Source organism: Pacificoceanicola algae, from assembly GCF_049341065.1.
GTDB lineage: Bacteria > Pseudomonadota > Alphaproteobacteria > Rhodobacterales > Rhodobacteraceae > Pacificoceanicola.
This window is the reverse complement of the sequence record NZ_JBMPIX010000033.1, coordinates 1-20,986: the sequence shown is the minus strand read 5'-3', so window position 1 is coordinate 20,986 and position 20,986 is coordinate 1. Positions and strand designations below refer to the sequence as shown.

Genomic DNA, 20,986 nt, shown 5'->3' with positions numbered 1-20,986 from the left:
ACGAAACTCTTTGCTTGAGCCAAGATGCCGCTCGGCGTCATACTGGATGAATTCGTACAAGCCTTACCTGATCAAGCATTTAGCGCCGCGCGGCCAGCGGACATAAACAACGGCGGACCCATTTTATGACACACTCTCTGACCGTAATCATTCCGCACCTGAATTCTCCCGATGGATTGTCGCGGTGCCTTGACGCCTTGGCAGAGCAGGGCGGCACCGAGGGGCGTTTTGCGGTGGTTGTGGTCGACAACGGGTCTCGCGAGATGCCCGAGTCAGTTTGCGCGCAATTTGGTTTTGTAACGCTGACAAGTGAAAGCACTCCGGGGCCAGGACCGGCCCGCAATCTAGGCGTCCGTTTGTCCAGTTCTGACATTCTGGCTTTCATTGATTGCGACTGCATCGCTCAGCCGGGATGGATAGACACGATCCTCGACTATCTGCCTGCGCATCCCGAAACCGGGGCAATTGGTGGAGACGTGCGGATTGCTTTTTCCGACCCGGACAGCCTGACAGGGATAGAAGCCTACGAAGCAATCTACGGCTACCGTTTCAAGCTGTACATAGAACAGCATCATTATACTGGCAGCGGCAACATGGCCGTCTGGCGGAGCGTTTTTGAAAAGGTTGGCGGGTTTGGCGGTATCGACATTGCCGAAGATCGCGACTGGGGGCACAGGGCGACGGCAATGGGCATTCGCATCGACTATGTCCCGGATATGCGGATTGCAACGCCGGCCCGCGAGACATTTCAGCAGTTGGCTCGCAAATGGGACCGCCATATCGAACATGACTTCGAAAAGATCGATAGCGGTGTAGCCCGGTTTCGCTGGGCTGTACGGGCGGCAGCGCTCGTTGTGTCGCCAGTGCTCGAAGTTCCACGTGTTCTGCGATCAGACCGGGTGCATGGCGCGCGCAGTCGATGGTTGGCATTTCGCTGCCTGACGCGGATACGGTTGTACCGCGCAGGTGGCATGATCCGGCTATTGTCTGGCAAGACGCAGCGAGCGACATCCGAAACATGGCGCAGCGATATCTAAACTTGATTGCTGCGGGACAGATACGGGAAAGCCTTTCTGTCAGCACGTACTCTCGTGACCGTCTTCATGTACTGGTCGCGAATCCCAACTCACCGCAACTTCGAAACGATAAACTTAAATTTTGTGCGGGCCTGCTCAAGATCAGGGCATGGCGTATGGGTCGCCTTTGGTATGTCTGGGATTCTTGAGCATCCGGCGCTGAACAATGACTACGTATCAACCTTCACTGTTTATTGATCTGACGCAAACGACAGAAAACCAAAGCAATTTTCGTTTAAAGGCGTATCCTCGTTTGCCTACCCCAGAAATTCATGTAACTTCGCGGCAGGAGTATTTTTTCATGGCCCTTGAACCAAAGTTCTATCTAAGGGTGTTCTTGAGTCGATTTCCGCTGTTCATGACCGTTTTTATTTTGGTCGTTCTGGCGGGGTTCGTTGTCGCGATTACCCTTCCTAAAGTTTACAAGGCGCAAGCTGCGCTTATCGTCGAGTCTTCTCAAATTCCTGACGATCTGGCGGCGTCGACGGTCCGAGTCGATTTGTCTCAACAGCTTCAGATTATCCAGCAACGGATGATGTCGCGCGATAACCTGCTGGATCTTGCCGACCAGCTTGATCTGTTTCCCGACGAACCTGATCTCGAACCATCCCAGATCATCGCGCGTCTGACCGACAGCATTGAGATGAAGCTTTCCGGCGGGCGCGGGGCAGTCACGCTGTTGCGCATAACCGCCGAATCAGACGTGGCCGAGACCGCTGCGCGCATCGCTGATGAACTGGTGACGCGCACTCTGCGGCAGGACGCGGATTACCGGAACGAAGTCGCGTCTGACACGCTTTCCTTCTTTGAAAAGGAAGTCCGGCGCCTTGGTGAGGAGCTCGATTATCTCAACCGCCGCATTTTGGAATTTCAGAACGAAAACCAGGACGCGTCGCCGGATACACTAAATTATCGGATGAACCGTCTGGCGTTGCTTCAGGAACGGCAAACGCAGGTGCAACGACAAATCAAGCAGACCGAGGACGAGCGTGCCCGGCTGCAAAAATTGTACGAAACTACGGGGCGCACTGAGAACCTGAACCAAAGGCCGCTTAGCCCAGAGGAAGAAGAGCTTGCGCGTCTGCGATCTGACCTGCGCGAAGCGCGTGGGGTTTACAGCGAAACCAATCCGAATGTCACAGTTATCAAGCGCCGCATTTCCGATCTGGAAAATCTGGTCGCGGGTCGTCGTCCTGAAGCAGATGACCAAACTCCGGGCGAGGCCGTATTCAATGCGCAAATGTCCGAGCTTGACGATCAACTCACGCAGTTGCATCAAACCTTATCATCGCAAGAACAGGAGATGGAGAAGCTTCGTTCGACGATTGAACGTACGCCGACCGTTTCCATCCGGCTGAACGCGCTGGAGCGCGATCGTGACAACATTCAGGGGCAGTACAATTCCGCAATCGAGCGTCTGTCCACTGCCGCCACGGGCGAACGCATCGAAGTGCTTTCCAAGGGGCAGCGCCTTTCGATTGTCGAGCGGCCTGTGGTGCCCACATCGACCGTCAACCCGAGCCCGAAACTGATTGCGGCTGGGTCTATAATGGCTGCTTTGCTGATGGGTATTGCTGCAGTTCTTGTTATCGAGGTTATTCAGCCTTTCGTGCGGCGACCGGATGATATCACCAAGGGGCTTGGTATAGCCCCGCTGGCCAGCTTGCCCTATATCGAAACACCCGGCGAAATCTGGCGACGGCGAGTGCTGCGAGTGATGGCCACTGTGTTGATTGTCGCTGTCGGGGCAGGGGTCTTGTTCATGGCAGACTCGAAGTTCGTCCAGTTTGATCGTTTCGCCCTGAAGGGCATGGGCCAGAGCCAACCCTGAGCTGCAATACGGGCCTTAATTTGTGCGGAGTCGCCATGGAAAAACTTCAAATTGCCATTGAACACGCGCGTAAGCGTCGCGACTCTGGGGCCATTGATATCGTGAATTCTGATGAACTTTCAGCGGAACAGGGCCCAAAACCGCAACAACCAAGTGACCGCTGGGCGTTGCTGGAGCCTTTCGAGATAAAACCCCGTCTCTTGGCCCGCAACCGGATCGCCTGTGTTGGCGATAGCGGCAGTGCAAAGAACACAATCGATATGCTACGAACACGACTTTTGACCATGATGCGCGAAAAAGGCTGGACGCGGGTCATGATCACATCGCCTTCGTCGGGTTGTGGCAAGTCGACCCTCACGGCCAATCTGGCCCTGGCCTTGCAGCGGCAAGAGGATCTTAAAACCTTGGTTTTCGACCTCGATCTGCAGCAGGCTGAGCTTGGCCGCAAGCTGGGGCTCATTCCGCAAGGCGGCATTGATGAATTCCTGTTGGGTGAGGTGTCGGCGCTCGCACAATTCCGCCGGATAGGCGATAATCTGGCAATTTCGGCTGGGCGGAAGAAAACGCCCGGCTCGACAGAATTGCTAAAGACGAAGGGGGCGCAGCGCCGAATAGACGAGGCCGAAGCCGAATTTTCCCCAGACGTCGTCCTTTTCGATGTGCCGCCAATTTTTGCATGCGACGATACGATCGTTGCGGCCGGGTTCGTCGATTGCGCCATCATTGTTTGCGCTGCAGAACAAAACACAATCGCCGAACTTGAAGAGGTGGAGCGTGATCTCGCGCAGTACACAAACATTGCGGGGGTCGTGCTGAACAAATGCCGAAGCCTGCCAAAGCAATCCGGGTACGGTTACAATTACCGATGATGGCGATCACGATGCTGTTGGGAGAGATCCTCATCGAAATATACCTGCTAAATGAGAAACGCCCGGCTAGGCCAGCCAGGCGTTTCTTAATTAACTATCTGATCTATCGAGCCGGGCTTAAGCCGTTTCAGGCCTGTTCGATTTGCGACGGCGCCCGATGACTGCCATCCCACCAAGCGCCAAAAGCATGACCGGCAGGGCAGGCGGAACCGGAGCGGGGGATGGTGCGTTCATCGCTACCAAGTCTTTTGCGATCAACGTGATGTCAGTTTCGATATACGGACCGAACCCAAATTGGCTGCCACCCTCCAGTTTGGCCAGCAGTGTCGATCCCTGATCAAAATTGATCACCTTTACAACCGAATCCCAAACCACCAGGCCGACAGAAACTGCGCCGTAGAATGTCGTCAAAATGCCGGAGCCCAAGCTGCTGGATGTCTCGGCGTCGGGCGACGTGAACACCAAGTTCACTACGATATCATAAAGGCCGGATGAAAACGCGCTGGCATTCAGAAAATCGAAGCGCAGAATGTCGTCCAAAACAATTTGATCCCAGTTGTAATCAAATTGAACCGACTGTTCACCAGTTTGCGTGAACGAACCTGTCACACCGCAGTTTGAAATGCATCCGGCAGTGGTCACGCTAACCGATGACTGATCAAAATCGACTGTGAATGTCGGGTAGGCCGCTGCATTAGCCTGACTTCCCAGCAACATAAGCGCCGAAACGGCAAGTGGCTGAACACTGCGGGACAACTTGTTTACTTTAGACATTGGGCAAACTCACGATGCAAATAAGAATTGAGATGTAATTCATCAGTTAGGAGTATGTCTGATTCCCGTCGAGATGTATAGAAAATATTAAGTTTTCGAACAAATCACCTCAGGCCAAGGTGGCCAGGTCGTTCGTGGAGAAGTGAACAGAATACCGACCTTCATTGTTCTGAGCGGGTTGCAATACTGTTTCCGCGCAGTCGTCCCGACCACCGGCTACACAAACTCTGGCAGGCTAAAATACCCGCAGCGGACAGCATGTAAACGACGATCGAAACAAGGGCCGCAATGCCCAGATTTTCGAACCACCTCATCTGCGATGAGATGAAAAGCCAGATGCAGGACGTCCAGAACGCCAAACTTGATGCTGCAACCGAGGTGAGCATCACGCTGGACCGGCGCCGTTCCCCGCTGGAATGTTTGGTTGACATGCCCTGTTCGTCCTCAACACGTGTAGCTCCTGTCCGACCAGCTGCGGTTGGCCTCCCGATCACCGAATTGTGAACTGTCGCGGGAAACACTAAGTGGTCGCAAGGAACGCGACAAGATGGTGTCAGATCGGGGATGCAGAATGAGCGGATTCATGAGCATCATTCTGGTTTTTGGCCGCCACAGACCAAAACCGCGGGTGTCCCGCTCTAGGTCAGGCGGCGATGGCAAACGAATCGAGCTACCTTTTCGTGACATTCTTTCCTTGCGTGCGGGGATGAAAAAAGTTCCGCTTTACGCAACTGTCGGGGCCGGAAAGCTACTTTAGATTGTAAGACGCGTGTAGCGAAACCTCAAAAAAATATATAAAACAACGAGATAAGAGAATCTCAAAAGAAACGCAGTTACTTGTGTGACGCATCTTGGTAAGATTGAGTTCAATTTTGAATTCACGTGTCGCTGCGCGCCCGCGCGAGAGCGCTTTATTTCAGTTGGGCGACACTTTCATTTTTTAACGTGCGTATCGCGCGATTTTTTTGGTTGCGGGAGCTACCGATGTTTGCATCTGACGATTTTTATGGCGGTCTTTCGGGGTCGTGGCAGGTGATCACGCCGACCGGCACGACGCAGAGCCTTGGGACGCAGGGTGATGAGGCGTATTTGTCGCTGAGCACCGGCAGCGGAACCCATGACATCTGGGGCGCGACCAACGACACCGTCCGGACCATGCAGTTTCTCGCGGATGCGGATTTCTCGCTCGAGGCGCGGTTCCTGTCGACGCCGACCGGCAAGTACCAGATGCAGGGCTTCCTGATCGAATCCGACGCCAGCAACTGGATGCGGTTCGACACCTACTCCGACGGCTCCAAGCTCTACGCCTTTGCTGCCGTAACGCTGAACGGCACGAGCAGCATGGCCTTCAAGGTGGCGATCCCCGAGGGCACCGCGCCCTTCCTGCGGCTTGCGCGGGTCGGCGATACCTACACGCTGTCCTACTCGCAGGACGGCGAGACCTGGACCGTGGCCGGCAGCCTGACCGAGGGTATGGAGGTGACCTCGGGCGGCGTCTATGCGGGCAGCACCGGCGGCGCCGGGAACTTCACGGCATTGGTCGATTACATCGAGATTTCCAGCGATCCGATTGTCAGCGAAGACGGCGTGCAAAGCGCCCCGGTGGCACAGGACGACGCGCTGACAACCGCAGCGGATGCGGCCTTGCTGATCACGGCCGCTGACCTCGTTGGCAACGACACCGACGCCGATGGCGACACGCTGAGCGTCGCTTCCGTGGGCACCCCGACCTACGGCACCGTAACCGACAACGGCGACGGCACCTTCACCTACACTCCGACCGCCGGTTACAACGGCTACGACAGCTTCGATTACACCGTGGATGATGGCACCGGGCGTCAAGGGTCCGCGACCGTGACATTGACGGTCGGCACACCTCCCTTGCCGAAATTTGAATCGGATGATTTTGCAGATCCAATGCTCAATCCCGATTGGGACGTGACTGCCCCGGCCGGCACAACGTGGGAACTAACCGGTACGGCCACCGACGGCTTCCTCCAGATGCAAACGGGAAGCGGCAACTTTGACCTTTGGGACAACACGCGCAACGCGTTGACGGCTCTTCAGACGGTCACCGACGAAGACTTTACTCTTGAAGTCAAATATCTGGCTACCCCAGATCAGAAACACCAGATGCAGGGCTTTTTGATCGAAGAGGACGACAGCAACTGGATGCGGTTCGACCTCTATAGCGACGGAAGCAAGTTGTATGCGATGGCGGCGATAACCGTCGATGGGACCACGCAGCTTGCGTTCAAGACAAACATTCCCAGCGAAGATGCAACCTATCTGCGCTTGGAGCGGGTCGGCGATACATTTGTCCTTGAGTATTCGTCGGACGGCGAGAGCTGGACAACCGCTGGCACTGTGACCCACGGTCTGACAGTTTCCAAAGCCGGGCTTTTCGCGGGAAGCGTGGGTACGGATGCAGCCCTGACGGTTCAGGTCGACTATGTCGAACTTGGAAACGATCCGATACTGGATGAAGACGGCACGTATTTTCCCGAGCCTGCGGCGCCGGTCGTGGCTGACGACGCTTTGGATACTCCGCCGGATCAACCTATTGTTTTCACGGCGGCCGAACTTCTGGCCAACGACTGGGATATCAATAGTGATACCTTGACGATTGTCGGCTTCTCCGATCCGGGACATGGCGTCATCACGGATCAGGGCAACGGTACATACCTGTTTACGCCGGAAGCCGGTTACGAAGGGGTGGACAGCTTTACCTATACCGTCAGTGACGGCGGCTTCACGACCGAAGGCAATGTCTCGGTCATCATAGATACCTTCAACGCGGTCTCGGACGATTTCGCGGGTGGTGCTCTGGATCCGGTCTGGAATTTCTACGGAATCGTGGGGGATGCCAAGATCGGTTACCTCGGTACGGATGCCGTGGCTGCGATCTCGTCGCCTGCGGGTGTGCCTGTCAGCGCGTCGGACGTGATAACGACACCGCGGATGTTGCAGGACGTCTATGACATCGACTTCCAGATTTCTGCCGGTTTCCTGAGCGAGCCCAGCCAGAAATACCAAGAGCATGGATTGCTTGTGGTCGCCGATGACGGGAATTGGATCCGGTTCGATTTGGCTTATACGACCAAGGGCCTGACCTTGATCGTCGGGTCCATCGAAGACGGTTCGACTGATTATCTTCTGTTCATGCCCGTCGATCCCGGTGAGGTCGAAGAATTTCGCATCACGCGGGACGGTGATCAATTTATTTTTGAGTATCGGGGCGGCGGCTCGGACTGGACAACGGCCTATGTGCTGGACCGCGACATGGCCGTAACGCAAGTCGGAACCTTTGCAGGCAGCGCACCATTTGGTGGTATCGCGCCCGGCTACACTGCGTACCTCGACTACTTCGAGAACTCGCTTGATCCGATTGTTGGTGAAGACACCGGTTACACGCCGCAGAACTATGCCCCAGAGGCGATGGATGACACGATACATGCACCGGGCGAGCTGACCTTTGATTCATCCTCGCTGACAGGGAACGATTACGACCCCAATCTGGATGACCCGCTCAGTGTGGTTTCTGTCGGGACAGTGTCCGACGGAACGCTGACGGACAATGGCGATGGCACCTTCACCTATACGCCAGATCCAGGGTTTTATGGTATCGCAACCTTCGATTATGTGGTGAGCGACGGCCTCCTTACAGATAGCGCGACCGTCTCGATCGACGTACGCGAGTACATTGATGTCTGGTACGGCGACGTTCAGACCTTTGGAACGCCGGGTGTCGCGCAGGAATTCATCAACATTCTCGGATCGGTCGACGGTGCCGTCATCGATCTGTCCTACAGCCTGAACGGTGGGCCAGCGGTACCATTGTCGATTGGTCCGGACACGCGCCGACTGAATGACGTTGGGGATTTCAACATCGACATTCCCTATGACCTTCTCGACGGCAGCCCGACCGATGACATCGTGACGATCACAGCCACGCTGTCCGATGGCAGTCTGGAAACACGAGACGTCGTTGTCGAATACGAGGAAGGCGCGTCTTGGGATCCCAACTATTCCATCGATTGGTCAACGGTCACGGACATTCAGGAAGTGGTGCAAGTGGTCGATGGCACTTGGGCATTCACGGACGCAGGGGTGCGCCCGGTCGATCTTGGTTATGATCGGCTATTGGTTCTTGGGGACGACAGTTGGGACAACTACCAACTGGAAACCACGATCACCATGCACGATCTGACCAATGTCGATCCGCGTGGTCGCGATGGCGGGGCCTTTGCCATCGGTATGCTTTGGGGCGGTCACACCGACGACCCCGTTTCCGGCTGGCAACCGACATCCGGCTGGAATCCCGGCGCCTCGTTCTTTTACACGGACGAACTGGAATCCCACTCTTACCACGACTTCAGCAATGTTCTCGGAAGACAAGGGTTCCAATTGGAAGAAGGGCTTACCTACAACGTGGTGGTCTCGGTGACCCAGACCGGTATCTACGACCGCGTCTATTCATTGAAGATTTGGGAGGTGGGAACCGAGGAACCCATTGGTTGGACCCTGCAGACGGTCGAGACATTCTCGATTGACGAAGCACCGGCGACTGGCGGGATCTACCTGAACGCGCATTATTATGACGTCACCTTTGGCGACATTGAGGTGACGGAAATCACCGGGTCCGACATCGTCAACGGAACGGACGGGAACGATCTGCTTTCGGCCGCCGACGATACCCAACCTTACCCTGGCGCTGGAGAGATCGATGTCTTCACCGGCGGGGCAGGGGCGGACACCTTCGTCATGGGCGACAGCACCGTTGTTTATTACGACGATGGGGTGACTGGAAATCAGGGATTGGCCGATTATGCCTTTGTCTGGGATTTCAACGCAGCTGAGGACGCAATCCAGTTGAACGGGACTCTGGCGGACTATGAGTTGCGCGAAGATGTGGCTGGATTGACCCCGGGAACCTCGATCTGGCTGGTCGAGGGCGGTGAGGACGAGTTGATCGGCGTGCTCAACAACGTCTACGGGTTGTCGCTTGCCGGGGATGAGTTCGTGTACGTGAGTGATCTGCCTGTCGCATAGATCCGCGTTGCCAATAGGTGCGGTCTTTCGGGCCGCATCCTAGCGCGAGCCGTCGTTCGGCGTCTCGCAGTTGGGAACGTCAGTGCGCATGTCCTCCTCCAAGGGGAAGGGCGTTTCGGAGAACAGCACAATCCCATCATCCAAGAGCTCTTCGATGACTTCAAGATCAACGGTTTTCCGGCCCGCACTGGCTGCATAGACCATCGACAGATCGCAGAGTTTGTTGATGACACGCGGCACCCCCCGCGCTTGTTCGTGGATCAGGGCAATTGCCTCGGTCGAAAATTCGTCGCCGGTGCCGCCAACATGTTTCAAACGGTGCCGGATGTAGTTTCCGGTGGCCTGCAGATCCATTTCCTTGAGGTGGAAGAACACCGAGACGCGCTGCGCGAACTGGCGCAAACTGTGCTGGGAAAGCAGGCTGCGCAATTCTGGCTGACCGATCAGCATCAGCTGCAACAACTCGTTCTTGCCGGCATTGATATTCGTCAGCATCCGAAGTTCCTCCAGCCGCTCTGGCCCAAGGTTCTGCGCTTCGTCGATGATCAGAACCACGCGACGACCCTGAGCAAACTGTTCGATGACATAGCTCTGAAAGCTTTCGAACATGCCAACCGTGTCGTTGGGGTCGAGGATCGGAATATCCAGTGAATTGGCGATCCAGCGCATCAACTGTCCGTTCGCGGCATTTGCGTTCGAGATCAGCCCGACCTTGGTGTCCTTTGGCAGCACAGCAAGCAGCGCGTGCAGCAAAGTTGTCTTGCCCGAGCCGACCTCGCCGGTCAGTACGGTGACCGGGGCTCCGGACATCAATCCATACTCCAGCACGGTAAAGGCTTTGCGGTGGTGTGGTGACCAGAACAGAAAATCTGGATCCGGCGTCAGAGCAAACGGCACACCAGTCAGTCCGAAGTAAGATTGGAAGAGTTCCGCTGTCAAATGAGTACCCAAAATGATGAAAAAACTGATATATGTTTACGATTGGTCAGGGAAGTAAGGTATCACGTCCCTACTTGGCTGCCCAAAGGTTCACCAGTGAGGCTCCGAAGTCCATAGCGGGCTTGGATTATAGGGAACGAATCATTGCTTTTTGCGTGAATTTGAAATGAAATCTAGCTGGGCAACCCGTTGGTTGGTTGTCACCTTGCACGCCTGATCATCCTTTTGAAATTGATCCAGGTGAGCTCGTCGAAGCAATGGAATTACCCTGAACGGCTTCGGTGGGTTGCGAGTGTAGACTGTATTGGAATTTTCTTGCGCATGTGGCGCGCAAAGTTTTGAACGTAAAATTTAATTTAGCGGGGGGCGCTATGAGTGTTTTCGCATTAACGCGCACGACCTTATGAAAGATTATATGGAACAAGAGTACGATGGCAGGCTGCCGTTCGTCATCGATCTCCCATTTTTTGAAGTCGAAAGCCGAGGTCTCTATCGTACCTATTTGAAGCGCGTTTTCGACGTCGCTTTGGTCTTGGTTGCCGCGATCCCGGTGCTTTCGATTGTTTTGCTCTTTGCGGCCCTGGTCGCGATGGATGGTAAAAATCCGTTTTACACGCAGGTTCGGATCGGTAAGGGCGGACGCAAGTACCGGATTTGGAAACTTCGCAGCATGGTGGCCAATGCCGACGATATGTTGGGGGTTTATCTTGCCAGCAATCCAGACGCGGCGAAGGAGTGGCAGACAACCCAAAAGCTGAAGAACGATCCGCGTATTACCCGCGTTGGTCGGTTTATCCGGAAGTCCTCGATCGACGAACTTCCGCAGCTTTGGAATGTTCTGAACGGCACGATGTCCTTGGTCGGGCCGCGCCCGATCATGGAAGATCAGGAGCAGCTGTACAGAGGCAAAGGTTATTATGGCGTGCGCCCGGGAATTACCGGCCCTTGGCAGGTCTCGGCGCGCCACAACAGTGGCTTTGCCGAACGTGTTTGGTACGACGACAACTACAACAGAAGCCTGTCCTTCAGGTCTGACGTCGCTTTGATCCTCAAGACGTTCAAGGTCGTTTTCCAATGTACGGGCGTCTAGACGGACCCGATTTGCGCCACCGGGGACTGTAAAACGTTGCCCCCTAACCATACCCGCGGCCCAGACTTGGGTCGCGGGTCACTTTGTTCTGTTCCTGCGATTGGATTCGCGCGACGATGTGACAAAGCTAAAATGAGGGTCAAATCCTTGAAGTCGATTGTAAGAATTCTCGTTGCCCTGACGTGGGTGCTGATTGCCGGAACGGCAACGGCACAGTCAGTTTATACGATCAAGGCCGGTGACACGCTTGACGTCGAGGTGCTTGAAGACAAGTCGCTGAATCGTTCCGTCGTCGTTTTGCCCGATGGCCGTTTCTCTTTCCCGCTGGCTGGAAGCATACTTGCCCGCGGTCGTACGGTTGATCAGATCAGCGCAGCAGTGGCTGACGCAATCAAGAGCAACTTTGCCACCCCGCCAACCGTTTATGTCGGCGTGCGCCCCGCGCCCCCGAAACCGGTCGTTCCGGCAGTGCAGCGTGCTCCCGTACCAGATCCAGTGATCGGTATTTACCTTATGGGCGAGGTCTCTAAAGGTGGTCGGATCGAAGTGGCGCCTGGAACGACTTTCCTTCAGGCACTGGCGCAGGCTGGAGGTCTTACGCCCTTTGCCGCCTCCAAACGGATTCAGATCCGGCGTACTGACCCCTACACCCACAAGTCACGCTTGATGACGATCAACTACCATGCATTGTCGCGTGGCGCCGCGTTGAACCAGGATATCGCCCTGATCGAAGGGGATGTCATTCTGGTACCCGAGCGCCGGCTTTTCGAATAAGGCGATCTGATGCAAATTCCCATGGCCGTCCAGAAAACCGCCGGTCTTGCGGTTTGGATTGCCCTCAGTCCCGTGGCCCTTCAGGCACAGGACCCCGCTGGACTCGAGGCAGGGGCAACGCTGTCGTTTGGGATCTTGGGTGAGAACAACGATTGGAAAGCCTACACTGGGTTGGGCTTTTCCCTCAGCTCCTCGACGCGGACACAAAGCCTTGGGTTTTCGGCCTCTGCCGGGTTTGAGTATCCCGACGCGAACGACGAGTTGAACCTTGTCGATCCGAATGTTCTGTTGACCTACAACCGGATCGGCCGCAACGCGCTGTTTCAGGCTTCTGCGCGCTATCGCCGGTCAGACCTCGGCGGCTTTGTCATCGATGAAGACTCCACAGTAGGGGAACTTGTTGCCAACACGGGCACCAAGAATGAGCTTCGCCTCGCCACCGCGTTGGAATTCGGAACGCAATCGCTTTTTGGCGGCAAAGTCGATCTGGATTGGCGGCAGGTAACGTATTCGGGCACAGCCACGCTGGCGGATTATGAAACGAGCCGCGCGGGGATCACCCTGCGGTTTTCGATCGACCCCAGAATAGACCTGCGCACGACACTGGATTTTCAGGAAACCCAAGCCGACGCCACCGGCACGGATCGCACGAACCAGGCGTTCGGGTTTGGCGCAGATTTCAAAGTGACGCAAACGCTGCAAACCTCGTTGGACTTGCGGTATTCCGAGTTTGAGACCCGTCCATTTGGTAGCGCGGTCCAGAAGGATAAAGGGCCCAGTTTCCGGTTCAGCGCTGTGCAGGATCTCAAAAATGGCGAACTCAACTTTGATCTTTCGTCGCGCGTCACCAGCAATGGCACCCGCAGCGATGCCTCTGTGGGCCGCAGTCTGAAGACTGCGCAAGGCGACGAAATACTGCTTTCCGCCGGGGTCTCGCACGGTGGAAACGGCGACGTCGACGGAATTTTCGCACTTGAATACTCCCGTGGCACCCGCGATGCCGAATTCAGCCTTGCCCTCTCGCGGTCGGTTGAGGCCGATCTTTTCGGTCAGGAAACACTGAAAAGCCAGTTCCGGATTGGGCAAAATTACACGATCAACGAAACGTCCAGCATCAGTGGCGCACTGGCATTTCGTGAAACCGAGTTCCTGAATTCGACGACCCCGAATACCCGCAAGCTTGAACTCAGCTTTGGCTACGCGCAGGAACTGGTGCGCGACCTTGATCTGGTGGCCGAGGTTTCTCAAACGCGCAGCTGGTCCGGAACTACCGGACCAACCCTTGAGAACAAGCTTTACATGGGGATTGAGCGCAGCTTTAGCTGGCGCCCTTGATCCCTGCGTAGTTGTGCCGGGTCGCGCCTTTTCCCGAAGCGGTCTTCGGCGTCTCAGCCGGTCTGGCCCCCTGAATAAAGCGGGCCAGACCATCGATCAAAGCGCCATGCTTGGGGCCCATCGCCATCCGGGCAGCCGCCAGATCAGGCGTTTGCAAAAGCGCATTCAACTCGTCAGTTTCCCAAGCGACATGCACGCCCGGAACGTCGACCAGCGCCCGCGCGGTGGCAAGCTGGTGATCGTTACGATGTTCCTCAAGGGCGTGTTGGCGCGGGACGACGATCAAGGGCCGGCGATAGCGTTTCGCCGACAAGATCGTGCCAATTCCCGCATGGGCCACGACAACGCGCGCCCGCGCAAAGGTTTCGTCGAATTCGAGCGGATCCATCATCCGGCGGACGGTCAGATTTGGAAGCGGCGTTGTCTCTGTCCCGACTTGCGCGATAATCGGCTCGTCGGTGGTTTCAGCATATCGGTTCATTGCCTCGGTGAGGCGGGGAAAAGCAAGTTGCGTTCCAACAGTCAAAAAAATCATAGTATAGCTCCTAAATAGTCGGATCCTTCGGCCTCGGCCACGTGGGGCCACTGGCTAAGCCAGAGATCGGCCACCCGTTTCGCCAATCGGCCCGACATCGACATTTCCTCGGCGTTGGCCAGGGAATCGACCCAAATGGTCTTGCGCCTCAACCCTTTGCCAACCGCCAGCGCCACCACGCCGGGCAATGCCCCGGTCGAGATGACAATATCGGGGCGGAAGCGCAGCATGGTGACGAGCAGAACGGCCGCCGTCCATGGAATGCGCCACGCCGAGTTGCGGTTGCACTCGGGAATGATGACCGCAGGCGCGGCGTCAAATTCTTCGGGCAAGCCTTTCAGGGTCGTCGCAAACATGACCTCGCAATTCGCAAATGACGGACGAAGCGCCATAAGCTGTTGCCAGTGACCTCCCGCCGAAGCGATGGCCAGCACCCGTGTCGGTCCGCGTTGCTTTGCTCTGCCAAAACCCATGTGATGCCCAAAACCCTTGAATAAAAACGTCGCGTATAACGCCGCCATTTCAGCAGCGATCGTAAATGTCTTCGTACCTTTCGATATCGTCCTCTCCGAGATAGGTGCCGGTCTGAACCTCAATCAGGTACATCGGAACCTTGCCCGGATTGGCCATGCGGTGGGTCGCGCCCAGCGGGATGTAGACCGAGCCATTTTCGGGCACGAGCTTGACCTCGTCATCGACGGTGACCTTGGCGGTACCACCAACAACGATCCAATGTTCCGACCGGTGGACGTGTGATTGCAGCGACAACACGCCGCCGGGCTTGACCATGATGCGTTTGACCTGAAAACGGTCACGCGCGATCAAAGATTCATACCACCCCCAAGGCCGGTGATAGCGCGGATATTCGCGGGCATGAGGCGTCTTGCGCGCTTCCAGTTTCTCCAGTGCTCCGGGAATTTTCGCCAGATGATCCCGGTCCGCCACCAGAACCGCATCGCGCATGGCAACGGCCACGACATTGGTCAGACCAATGCCGAGAACCTGCATGGCGCTTTCTTCGCAGCGCAACATGCTGTCACGGCAATCCACGGCCAATGCACCGCCATGGGCAGACACACCGTTTTGATCCTGATCCATCACGCTCCAGACCGAGCTCCAGTCCTCGAGCCCGGTGCAAGGGCCACCAAGTGGCATTTGCAGCGCGCCCTTAACGCTTTTCAGGATGTCACCCTCAAAGCTGTGGTTCGGGATTTCGGCGAAATCAACGGCCCCGTAGGTCAGGGTATTCGCTTCGGTTTTGCCCTGCTCAACGGCCTTGCGGCATATCTTGAGCATCTTCGGCGCACGGTCTTCGAAAGCCGCCAGCAGATCGGCGCGGCGCATCAGCGTCATGCCAAGCGCCTGTCCGTGCGGATCTTCGTCGTCTTCGCGTTCAGGCAGAGCGCTGACGCCTCCGCTGCGGGGTTCGGCAACCATTTCCTCGAGGATCTTCGCACTGCTGATCTGCGGCTGGGTGATCCCGTCAAGGAACCGAACGACTGCGCCCTTGCGCACGCGCGCTTCGGCGTTGCGAATGGCGGTCTGAAAGGCCTCGGCATCCCCAGCGTAATGCACGATGGGAGAAACCAGGATCAAGGCATCAGGATCATCCTCGACCGTCAGCGCGGCGCACAATACCGATGCGGCCGTCCCGCGGCAGTCGGGTTCAAGGTTGATCCGGGCATCCCAGACGCCGACTTCGCCGGCCTGATCCTCGGCCAGAAAGCGGAAGTCTTTCTGCGTGGCCACCACGGGTGCGTCGAAACCAGAGCCCGAGAAAAGCTCCAGCATGTTTTGATAGGGGGAGCGATCACCCATAATAGGGGCAAATTGCTTGGGAAATGTTTCGCGCGAACTGGGCCAAAGCCGGATGCCTGTGCCGCCGCAAAGAATAATGGGATGTACCATAATGTACTCGCTTTCCAGAAAGTGTTTCGGTCTAAATTCCTGTTCTCAAAAAGGTATGTAATTCGGCATTTTCGGCAGGGCGCTTCGCATCAATTTACGAATACGTTCCTCGGCTCCGGTCAGATCGTCCCCCTGAATGGGCGTGACAAACCGGATGATGGCGCCATCGCGACGATCGCGGGTGATGCCGTCAACAAGCATATCAATTTTCGCGACAAAGTCATTCGTTATCCGCGTGCCGCGTTGTTCGAACCAGTAATACACCAATTGCCGCTCAGTGCCTTTGATGATTTCGGCCCGGTTGGCGTCAAAGCTGCCATAGCCTGTGCCGGTCATGTCAAGGCGCCGCGTTCCGAATTCGGTCACCTCCCAGCCGTTGGCGGGCAGGCAGACCTGCGGTGAATGCAGCGCCGAGCCATTGGTCTGGTCGCTGTAATAGGCGGCAAACAGGTGCACGGGTGTTTCCGTGTCCCGCGAAATGTAGGTCATATCGACATAGTCATCGGCATCAATCACAGCCTCGACCCGTGGATCAAGCCGATTGGGGATGCCGAGCCAGCTGTCCAACTGGATTGGAAAGCGATCAAACGCAGACCGGTTCAGCTGCTCAGAAGTGTGCCCCGGCAGCAGCACCAGCGCCGAGAAGAAAACCCCTGCGATGACGGCCAACAAAAGACTCGGGGCAGGGGCAAGATTTTGGACCCGTCCCAGAACCTGCGGCAGCCCGCGGGTATCTAGGTCAAACACCCGTCCACCCTGTCTGGCCTTTGGTGTGAGGATCCGCAAAAACAGCATCAGCGCGGCCAGAATGACAATGCAGGCCAGCAGGATCGTCCAGCCTTCAAACGCGTGCAGGAACCCCTCGGCACTTTCGATGCCGTATTGATCAACAATGAGGGCGGTCAGGGCAATGCGGGCGGAATTCATCAACACAGCGAGCGGAGCCGACAAAGCCACCAACAGCACCTTGTGCCATATCGGCGCCCGGCTGATCGCCGCAAAGAGCAGTGCAAAGCTTATCACCGGAAACAGGAATTGCAGACCTGAACAGGCCTCGGCCACTTGCAGGCGATACACGCCCAGATCGATGATATTGCCATCAAGATAGACCGCCAACCCGACGGCGCGGATCATATCCACCCCCAACACAGCCGAGACATGCTGAAGGAAGGTTGTCAGTTGCCAGTACAGGAACTGCGGCAAGGGAAGAATGAACAGCAGCAAGACAACAGGGAGCCACAACCTGCGGGCGCGGTCCCATCCGAGCAGCAGAAAAACCATGCCGCCGATCCAGATGATCAGACCATAGGCCGAAACATCGCCAACCCGGCTAAGGGTTCCGATGGCACCAATCAAGAGTCCTGCCAGCACCAGAACCGCGCCGGGCCAGATGGTCTTGTCGGTGCGGGCGCGCAGGTCTTCGGGCTCATCCCTCAGCGCCCTGAGACCGATCCAGAGGGACATGATGGCGACGACAGGGCCATGGCTATAGGCTGGGGTGGACCAGCTTTCGGCCAATTCGATCAAACCAAGCGCAAAAACAGGCAAAGCAACCAATATCGCGCACAGCAGCAAAAGCAGCCCCCGCAGATCCATCCATCGGCTATGTCCGGCAGTCGGACCGATTGGGCGATATGTGGCCTGAGACACCATCAGTCGACGGCCTTCGACGCATCATGCGACGCCAGCGCCTCGGCCGCGGCTTTCGCCAATCCCGACGAGGTTTCATCGCTTGCGTCCAAAACCGCTTGGTAATAGCGCCGCGCATCTTCTAGGCGACCAGCGGAGGCCAATGCTTCGGCGGTGTGCCATTGAACTTGTGGATCATTCCCCAGAGCCTGTGCGGCTGGGATCAGCGCCGCAACGGCGGCCTCGGCTTCGCCCTGATAGAACCGGACCAAGCCGATAGTGTCCAGAAACTGCGGAATTGGGCTGCCGACCAGCGGCTCGACCAACTCGGCGGCGCGTGTGACGCTGGCCTCATCCTGTCCGCGTTCCAGCAACAAGGCCGCCAGATTGTTGCGAACCGGAGCGTTTTGAGGATGTTCGGCAAAGAGCGCCTCATAAGACGCGATGGCCGCGTCCACTTGTCCATTGGCCTGACGGGTCGTTGCAAGTTCCCATTTCAACTGAGGGCTTTCGGGAACAGCTTGCAAGGCGGCTTCGATGGTATTCAACAACACTTCGGACGAGCCTTGGCGTTTGCGAAGGGCAATAAAATCGGTCCAAAGCGCCTCGGTCTGCGGCGCTGCGACGGTCAATTCGGTGTAGATCTCGGCAGCTTTATCAAGGTCGCTCATGGCAATCGCCAGTTCGGCGGCGACGGCGCGCAATTCCGCGCTTTGCGGAAAATAGGTTGTGCCCAGGTCCAGAAGATACTGCACCAGATCAGGTAATCCGGCCTCAAGCCCTGCGCGCGCAAGCATGGCAAGGCCGGTCGCCGTGATCTCTCCATCCTGTGCGCGCAATTCGATATGGGACTTTGCCAGATCTGTTTTCCCCTGCGCCACAAGACGCTGGAATTGCAGGCGGTCCGCAAACAACCGCGCGGGCACCGAGCCTATGACACGCAGCCGCCCTTCGATCGTTTCGGCGCGGTCCCATTGGGCTTGCGCAACAAACAGCGCGCCCTGCCGAGCCATCAACGTGATGTTGTCAGGCGCCTTTTCGATTGCGCTAGTCAGAACGTCGCTTGCCGAGGACAGATTGCCCTGCGTCGCCAACCGCGCAGCGTAGTCGAGCGCGGTCAGCGCGTTGTTCTCGGACTCGTCAAATGCCCTTGCAAGCATTTGGGTCGCCAAAGCAGCGTCCCCAGACGCATCATAGGCCCGCGACAGCAGCAACAGGGTTTTGGGGTCTTCCGGGCTTACCGCCTGGGCCGTCTTGAGCAGCCTCATCGCCAGATCGGGCCGCCCACGCTCCAACAACCAGACAGATTGCAGTTGGGCCGCAGGCACATTGCGCGGATAGGACACGAGCAGCGTCGAAAGGGTATTTTCCGCCGCCTGCCGTTCGCCCGACGCGTCAAGCATCTGCGCCAACATGAAAAGTGCTCCGGCCGTATCTTCGCCACGCTCTTCGGCGGTTGCGACGGCTTCGCGCATTTCGCGGATCGCGCTCTCCGTGTCCGCATCGTCAAAGGCCATCGCCGCGCGCAACAGCCTCAGCGCTGTCGGGCGCCCATGCGCGGCGACAAGCTGTTCAAGTGTGATCAGAGCCTCTTCGCTGCCACGATAATCCGTGAGAAAACGCACCAGCGTCAGCTGTGCGCCGGTGTCCGTCGGGTCAGGCATGTTGCGCAGGACCGCCTCGGCAGCATCGAGATTACCCGCCTTGATGTACCACTCCACCAGCATCTGCCGGAAACTTTCCGCCGTCGGATGATCCCGAACGATGGCCTTCAACTGGGCTTCGATTTCGCCCGTCCGATTCAGTTGGTAGAGTATCGAAAGGCGAGACTGGGAAAGCTGCAGGTTCCCGGGATCCAGTGCCAGCGCCGCTTCGGCAGCCTTCAGCGCGTCTTCGGGACGTCCGGTGCGTTCGAAACCATCGATGATCGCGTAGTGCAGCGGGATCAACTTTGGAAAGTCAGGCAACAGGTTCAGCAATCGTGCATGGGCGGCTTGCAGGGCCAGAGTATCGCTTTGAGCCGCGGCATCGGCATAATCAACGATGGCCAGCCCGACACGCAGTTCTGGATTGTCGCTCGCGACTTCGGAAATTGCTTCAAGATGTTTTCTGGCTTCGGGCCAATTGGGATCATCCATGGCCATCGCGGCAAGTTTGAGGCGGCTGGGGATATGCCGTGGATCTTGCTCGACGATCCGCAACATTTGAGCATAGGCCTCGCGGCGATTGCCGAGCTGCTCTTCAATTCCGGCCAAGGCGAACCGCGATGCGATGTCGTTCGGCGTGATCCGCAGGACGTTCAAAAACTCCACCCGCGCGCGCGCGGCATCGTCCGCCAGAACGAATTCCTGCGCCTGCTTCAAATGCGCCGAGGCCTTCTCGTCATCGGTCTTGCAGGCAGAGAGCGACAGCAAGAGGCCGACAAGCATCAACATCCGCAACCCGAAAGACGCCACAGATTCAGGTGTAACGGCACCGGCATTCGCAGCAGGCAAGGTCTTTTTGAAGTTTTTTACTCGCAGGTTCTCGTTCAAAATTCGAACCGGCGTATTGGAGTTATGGGTCACACTAATAACAGTCCGCACCTGCGCACGGCCTTCAGTTTGGATCAATCTTGTTTCGTCTCGTCACCGCAAGGCCCAGATGTCTGTTCCGGCACCGCGGTCATACTGTCTAGGTCCAAAGTCGCCGCAGCCGTCAACCGGACCACGGAAAATTCCAAAAATTCTGCCAAAATTACAGGTTGATAGTGCGTCTGCGGCTGTTGCGAGTCAACGGAAATCTCCGGCTTGGGCGCCTGATTCCCGGACCCAAAACAACGATTCTGGCAATGATGTCCGTTTGCCGGAAAGTCACCCCGCATGTTCCCGATACGTTCCGGAACTTGGTGGCGATCATCGGGTCGCGGCGGCAATGGTAAGCATTCCTTAAATATTTGCCACAAAATGCGCGCCCTTTGCACAACCCAAAGATGTTTGCCTAAGAACAATAGCTTGACTGGTGGGGGGCACCTCAAGAGTGCACGTGCCACCCCTCAGCCCTTAATCAATTAACGAATTGGAAATCACTGATCCTTAGGCCCTCGCTCCTGCTGGTTGTCTCACCACGGCTTCACTCACGGCCAGCGCTCATCGACTGATCAGCAACAAGGGGAAAATTCTTAATGGCCACGAC

Annotated in this window: 14 protein-coding genes; 7 read left to right on the top strand and 7 right to left on the bottom strand. The window is 56.8% G+C overall.

The window, feature by feature from the left end; genetic code table 11:
* The first annotated feature begins 125 nt into the window (after positions 1-125).
* The 3 genes from ACOYQJ_RS24220 (at position 126) to ACOYQJ_RS24210 (ending at position 3,776) form a co-directional block, all read left to right on the top strand.
* The gene (locus ACOYQJ_RS24220; RefSeq protein WP_422908478.1) at positions 126-1,037 is read left to right on the top strand and encodes a glycosyltransferase family 2 protein; all 912 of its coding nucleotides are present in this window, start codon (positions 126-128) and stop codon (positions 1,035-1,037) included.
* A gap of 205 nt (positions 1,038-1,242) precedes the next feature.
* Positions 1,243-2,907, top strand: coding sequence for a GumC family protein (locus ACOYQJ_RS24215; protein ID WP_422908477.1), 1,665 nt, complete (start codon positions 1,243-1,245; stop codon positions 2,905-2,907).
* 35 nt (positions 2,908-2,942) lie between these two features.
* Positions 2,943-3,776, top strand: a complete 834-nt coding sequence (locus ACOYQJ_RS24210) for a CpsD/CapB family tyrosine-protein kinase (RefSeq protein WP_422908476.1) — start codon at positions 2,943-2,945, stop codon at positions 3,774-3,776.
* Positions 3,777-3,893: 117 nt separating this feature from the next.
* Here the strand turns inward: ACOYQJ_RS24210 and ACOYQJ_RS24205 are convergent, their stop codons facing one another.
* A complete protein-coding gene (locus ACOYQJ_RS24205) occupies positions 3,894-4,550 on the bottom strand; it encodes a hypothetical protein (RefSeq protein ID WP_422908475.1) in 657 nt (218 codons plus the stop codon).
* A 984-nt stretch (positions 4,551-5,534) separates the two neighbouring features.
* Here ACOYQJ_RS24205 and ACOYQJ_RS24200 point away from each other — a divergent pair.
* On the top strand, positions 5,535-9,602 hold the full coding sequence (locus ACOYQJ_RS24200; RefSeq protein WP_422908474.1) for a cadherin-like domain-containing protein: 4,068 nt from the start codon (positions 5,535-5,537) through the stop codon (positions 9,600-9,602).
* 39 nt (positions 9,603-9,641) lie between these two features.
* Here the strand turns inward: ACOYQJ_RS24200 and ACOYQJ_RS24195 are convergent, their stop codons facing one another.
* On the bottom strand, positions 9,642-10,499 hold the full coding sequence (locus ACOYQJ_RS24195) for an ExeA family protein (protein ID WP_422908473.1): 858 nt from the start codon (positions 10,497-10,499) through the stop codon (positions 9,642-9,644).
* A gap of 457 nt (positions 10,500-10,956) precedes the next feature.
* Here ACOYQJ_RS24195 and ACOYQJ_RS24190 point away from each other — a divergent pair, with 457 nt between their 5' ends.
* The 3 genes from ACOYQJ_RS24190 to ACOYQJ_RS24180 all read left to right on the top strand — a co-directional run bounded on the left by ACOYQJ_RS24190 (position 10,957) and on the right by ACOYQJ_RS24180 (position 13,740).
* A complete protein-coding gene (locus ACOYQJ_RS24190) occupies positions 10,957-11,631 on the top strand; it encodes a sugar transferase (RefSeq protein WP_422908472.1) in 675 nt (224 codons plus the stop codon).
* A gap of 147 nt (positions 11,632-11,778) precedes the next feature.
* Positions 11,779-12,405, top strand: a complete 627-nt coding sequence (locus ACOYQJ_RS24185) for a polysaccharide biosynthesis/export family protein (RefSeq protein WP_422908471.1) — start codon at positions 11,779-11,781, stop codon at positions 12,403-12,405.
* 9 nt (positions 12,406-12,414) lie between these two features.
* Positions 12,415-13,740, top strand: coding sequence for a hypothetical protein (locus tag ACOYQJ_RS24180; RefSeq protein WP_422908470.1), 1,326 nt, complete (start codon positions 12,415-12,417; stop codon positions 13,738-13,740).
* Here the strand turns inward: ACOYQJ_RS24180 and ACOYQJ_RS24175 are convergent.
* Genes ACOYQJ_RS24175 through ACOYQJ_RS24155 form a run of 5 tightly spaced genes read right to left on the bottom strand, consistent with a single transcriptional unit; the run spans position 13,724 to position 20,247 of the window.
* Positions 13,724-14,275, bottom strand: coding sequence for a glycosyltransferase (locus tag ACOYQJ_RS24175; protein ID WP_422908469.1), 552 nt, complete (start codon positions 14,273-14,275; stop codon positions 13,724-13,726). The two genes, ACOYQJ_RS24180 and ACOYQJ_RS24175, sit on opposite strands and share 17 nt — an antisense overlap.
* Entirely contained in the window at positions 14,272-14,748 is a 477-nt protein-coding gene (locus tag ACOYQJ_RS24170) for a UDP-N-acetylglucosamine--LPS N-acetylglucosamine transferase (protein ID WP_422908468.1), read from the bottom strand. Before ACOYQJ_RS24170 ends, ACOYQJ_RS24175 begins: the two co-directional genes overlap by 4 nt.
* A gap of 49 nt (positions 14,749-14,797) precedes the next feature.
* Positions 14,798-16,183 carry a sugar phosphate nucleotidyltransferase gene (locus ACOYQJ_RS24165; protein ID WP_422908467.1) on the bottom strand — a complete coding sequence of 462 codons (1,386 nt, stop codon included), beginning with the start codon at positions 16,181-16,183 and terminating at the stop codon, positions 14,798-14,800.
* A 45-nt stretch (positions 16,184-16,228) separates the two neighbouring features.
* Complete coding sequence (xrtD, locus tag ACOYQJ_RS24160) at positions 16,229-17,779, bottom strand: VPLPA-CTERM-specific exosortase XrtD (protein WP_422908466.1); 1,551 nt, start codon at positions 17,777-17,779, stop codon at positions 16,229-16,231.
* 56 nt (positions 17,780-17,835) lie between these two features.
* Positions 17,836-20,247, bottom strand: coding sequence for a tetratricopeptide repeat protein (locus ACOYQJ_RS24155; protein ID WP_422908465.1), 2,412 nt, complete (start codon positions 20,245-20,247; stop codon positions 17,836-17,838).
* Positions 20,248-20,986: the final 739 nt, after the last annotated feature.

Excerpts from the sequence above, each read along its gene's own strand:
- ACOYQJ_RS24220 (WP_422908478.1), top strand. The coding sequence starts at position 126 with ATGACACACTCTCTGACCGTAATCATTCCGCACCTGAATTCTCCCGAT.
- ACOYQJ_RS24215 (WP_422908477.1), top strand. The coding sequence starts at position 1,243 with ATGACTACGTATCAACCTTCACTGTTTATTGATCTGACGCAAACGACA.
- ACOYQJ_RS24210 (WP_422908476.1), top strand. The coding sequence starts at position 2,943 with ATGGAAAAACTTCAAATTGCCATTGAACACGCGCGTAAGCGTCGCGAC.
- ACOYQJ_RS24205 (WP_422908475.1), bottom strand. The coding sequence starts at position 4,550 with ATGTCTAAAGTAAACAAGTTGTCCCGCAGTGTTCAGCCACTTGCCGTT.
- ACOYQJ_RS24200 (WP_422908474.1), top strand. The coding sequence starts at position 5,535 with ATGTTTGCATCTGACGATTTTTATGGCGGTCTTTCGGGGTCGTGGCAG.
- ACOYQJ_RS24190 (WP_422908472.1), top strand. The coding sequence starts at position 10,957 with ATGGAACAAGAGTACGATGGCAGGCTGCCGTTCGTCATCGATCTCCCA.
- ACOYQJ_RS24180 (WP_422908470.1), top strand. The coding sequence starts at position 12,415 with ATGCAAATTCCCATGGCCGTCCAGAAAACCGCCGGTCTTGCGGTTTGG.
- ACOYQJ_RS24175 (WP_422908469.1), bottom strand. The coding sequence starts at position 14,275 with ATGATTTTTTTGACTGTTGGAACGCAACTTGCTTTTCCCCGCCTCACC.
- ACOYQJ_RS24170 (WP_422908468.1), bottom strand. The coding sequence starts at position 14,748 with ATGGGTTTTGGCAGAGCAAAGCAACGCGGACCGACACGGGTGCTGGCC.
- ACOYQJ_RS24165 (WP_422908467.1), bottom strand. The coding sequence starts at position 16,183 with ATGGTACATCCCATTATTCTTTGCGGCGGCACAGGCATCCGGCTTTGG.
- xrtD (WP_422908466.1), bottom strand. The coding sequence starts at position 17,779 with ATGGATCTGCGGGGGCTGCTTTTGCTGCTGTGCGCGATATTGGTTGCT.
- ACOYQJ_RS24155 (WP_422908465.1), bottom strand. The coding sequence starts at position 20,247 with ATGTTGATGCTTGTCGGCCTCTTGCTGTCGCTCTCTGCCTGCAAGACC.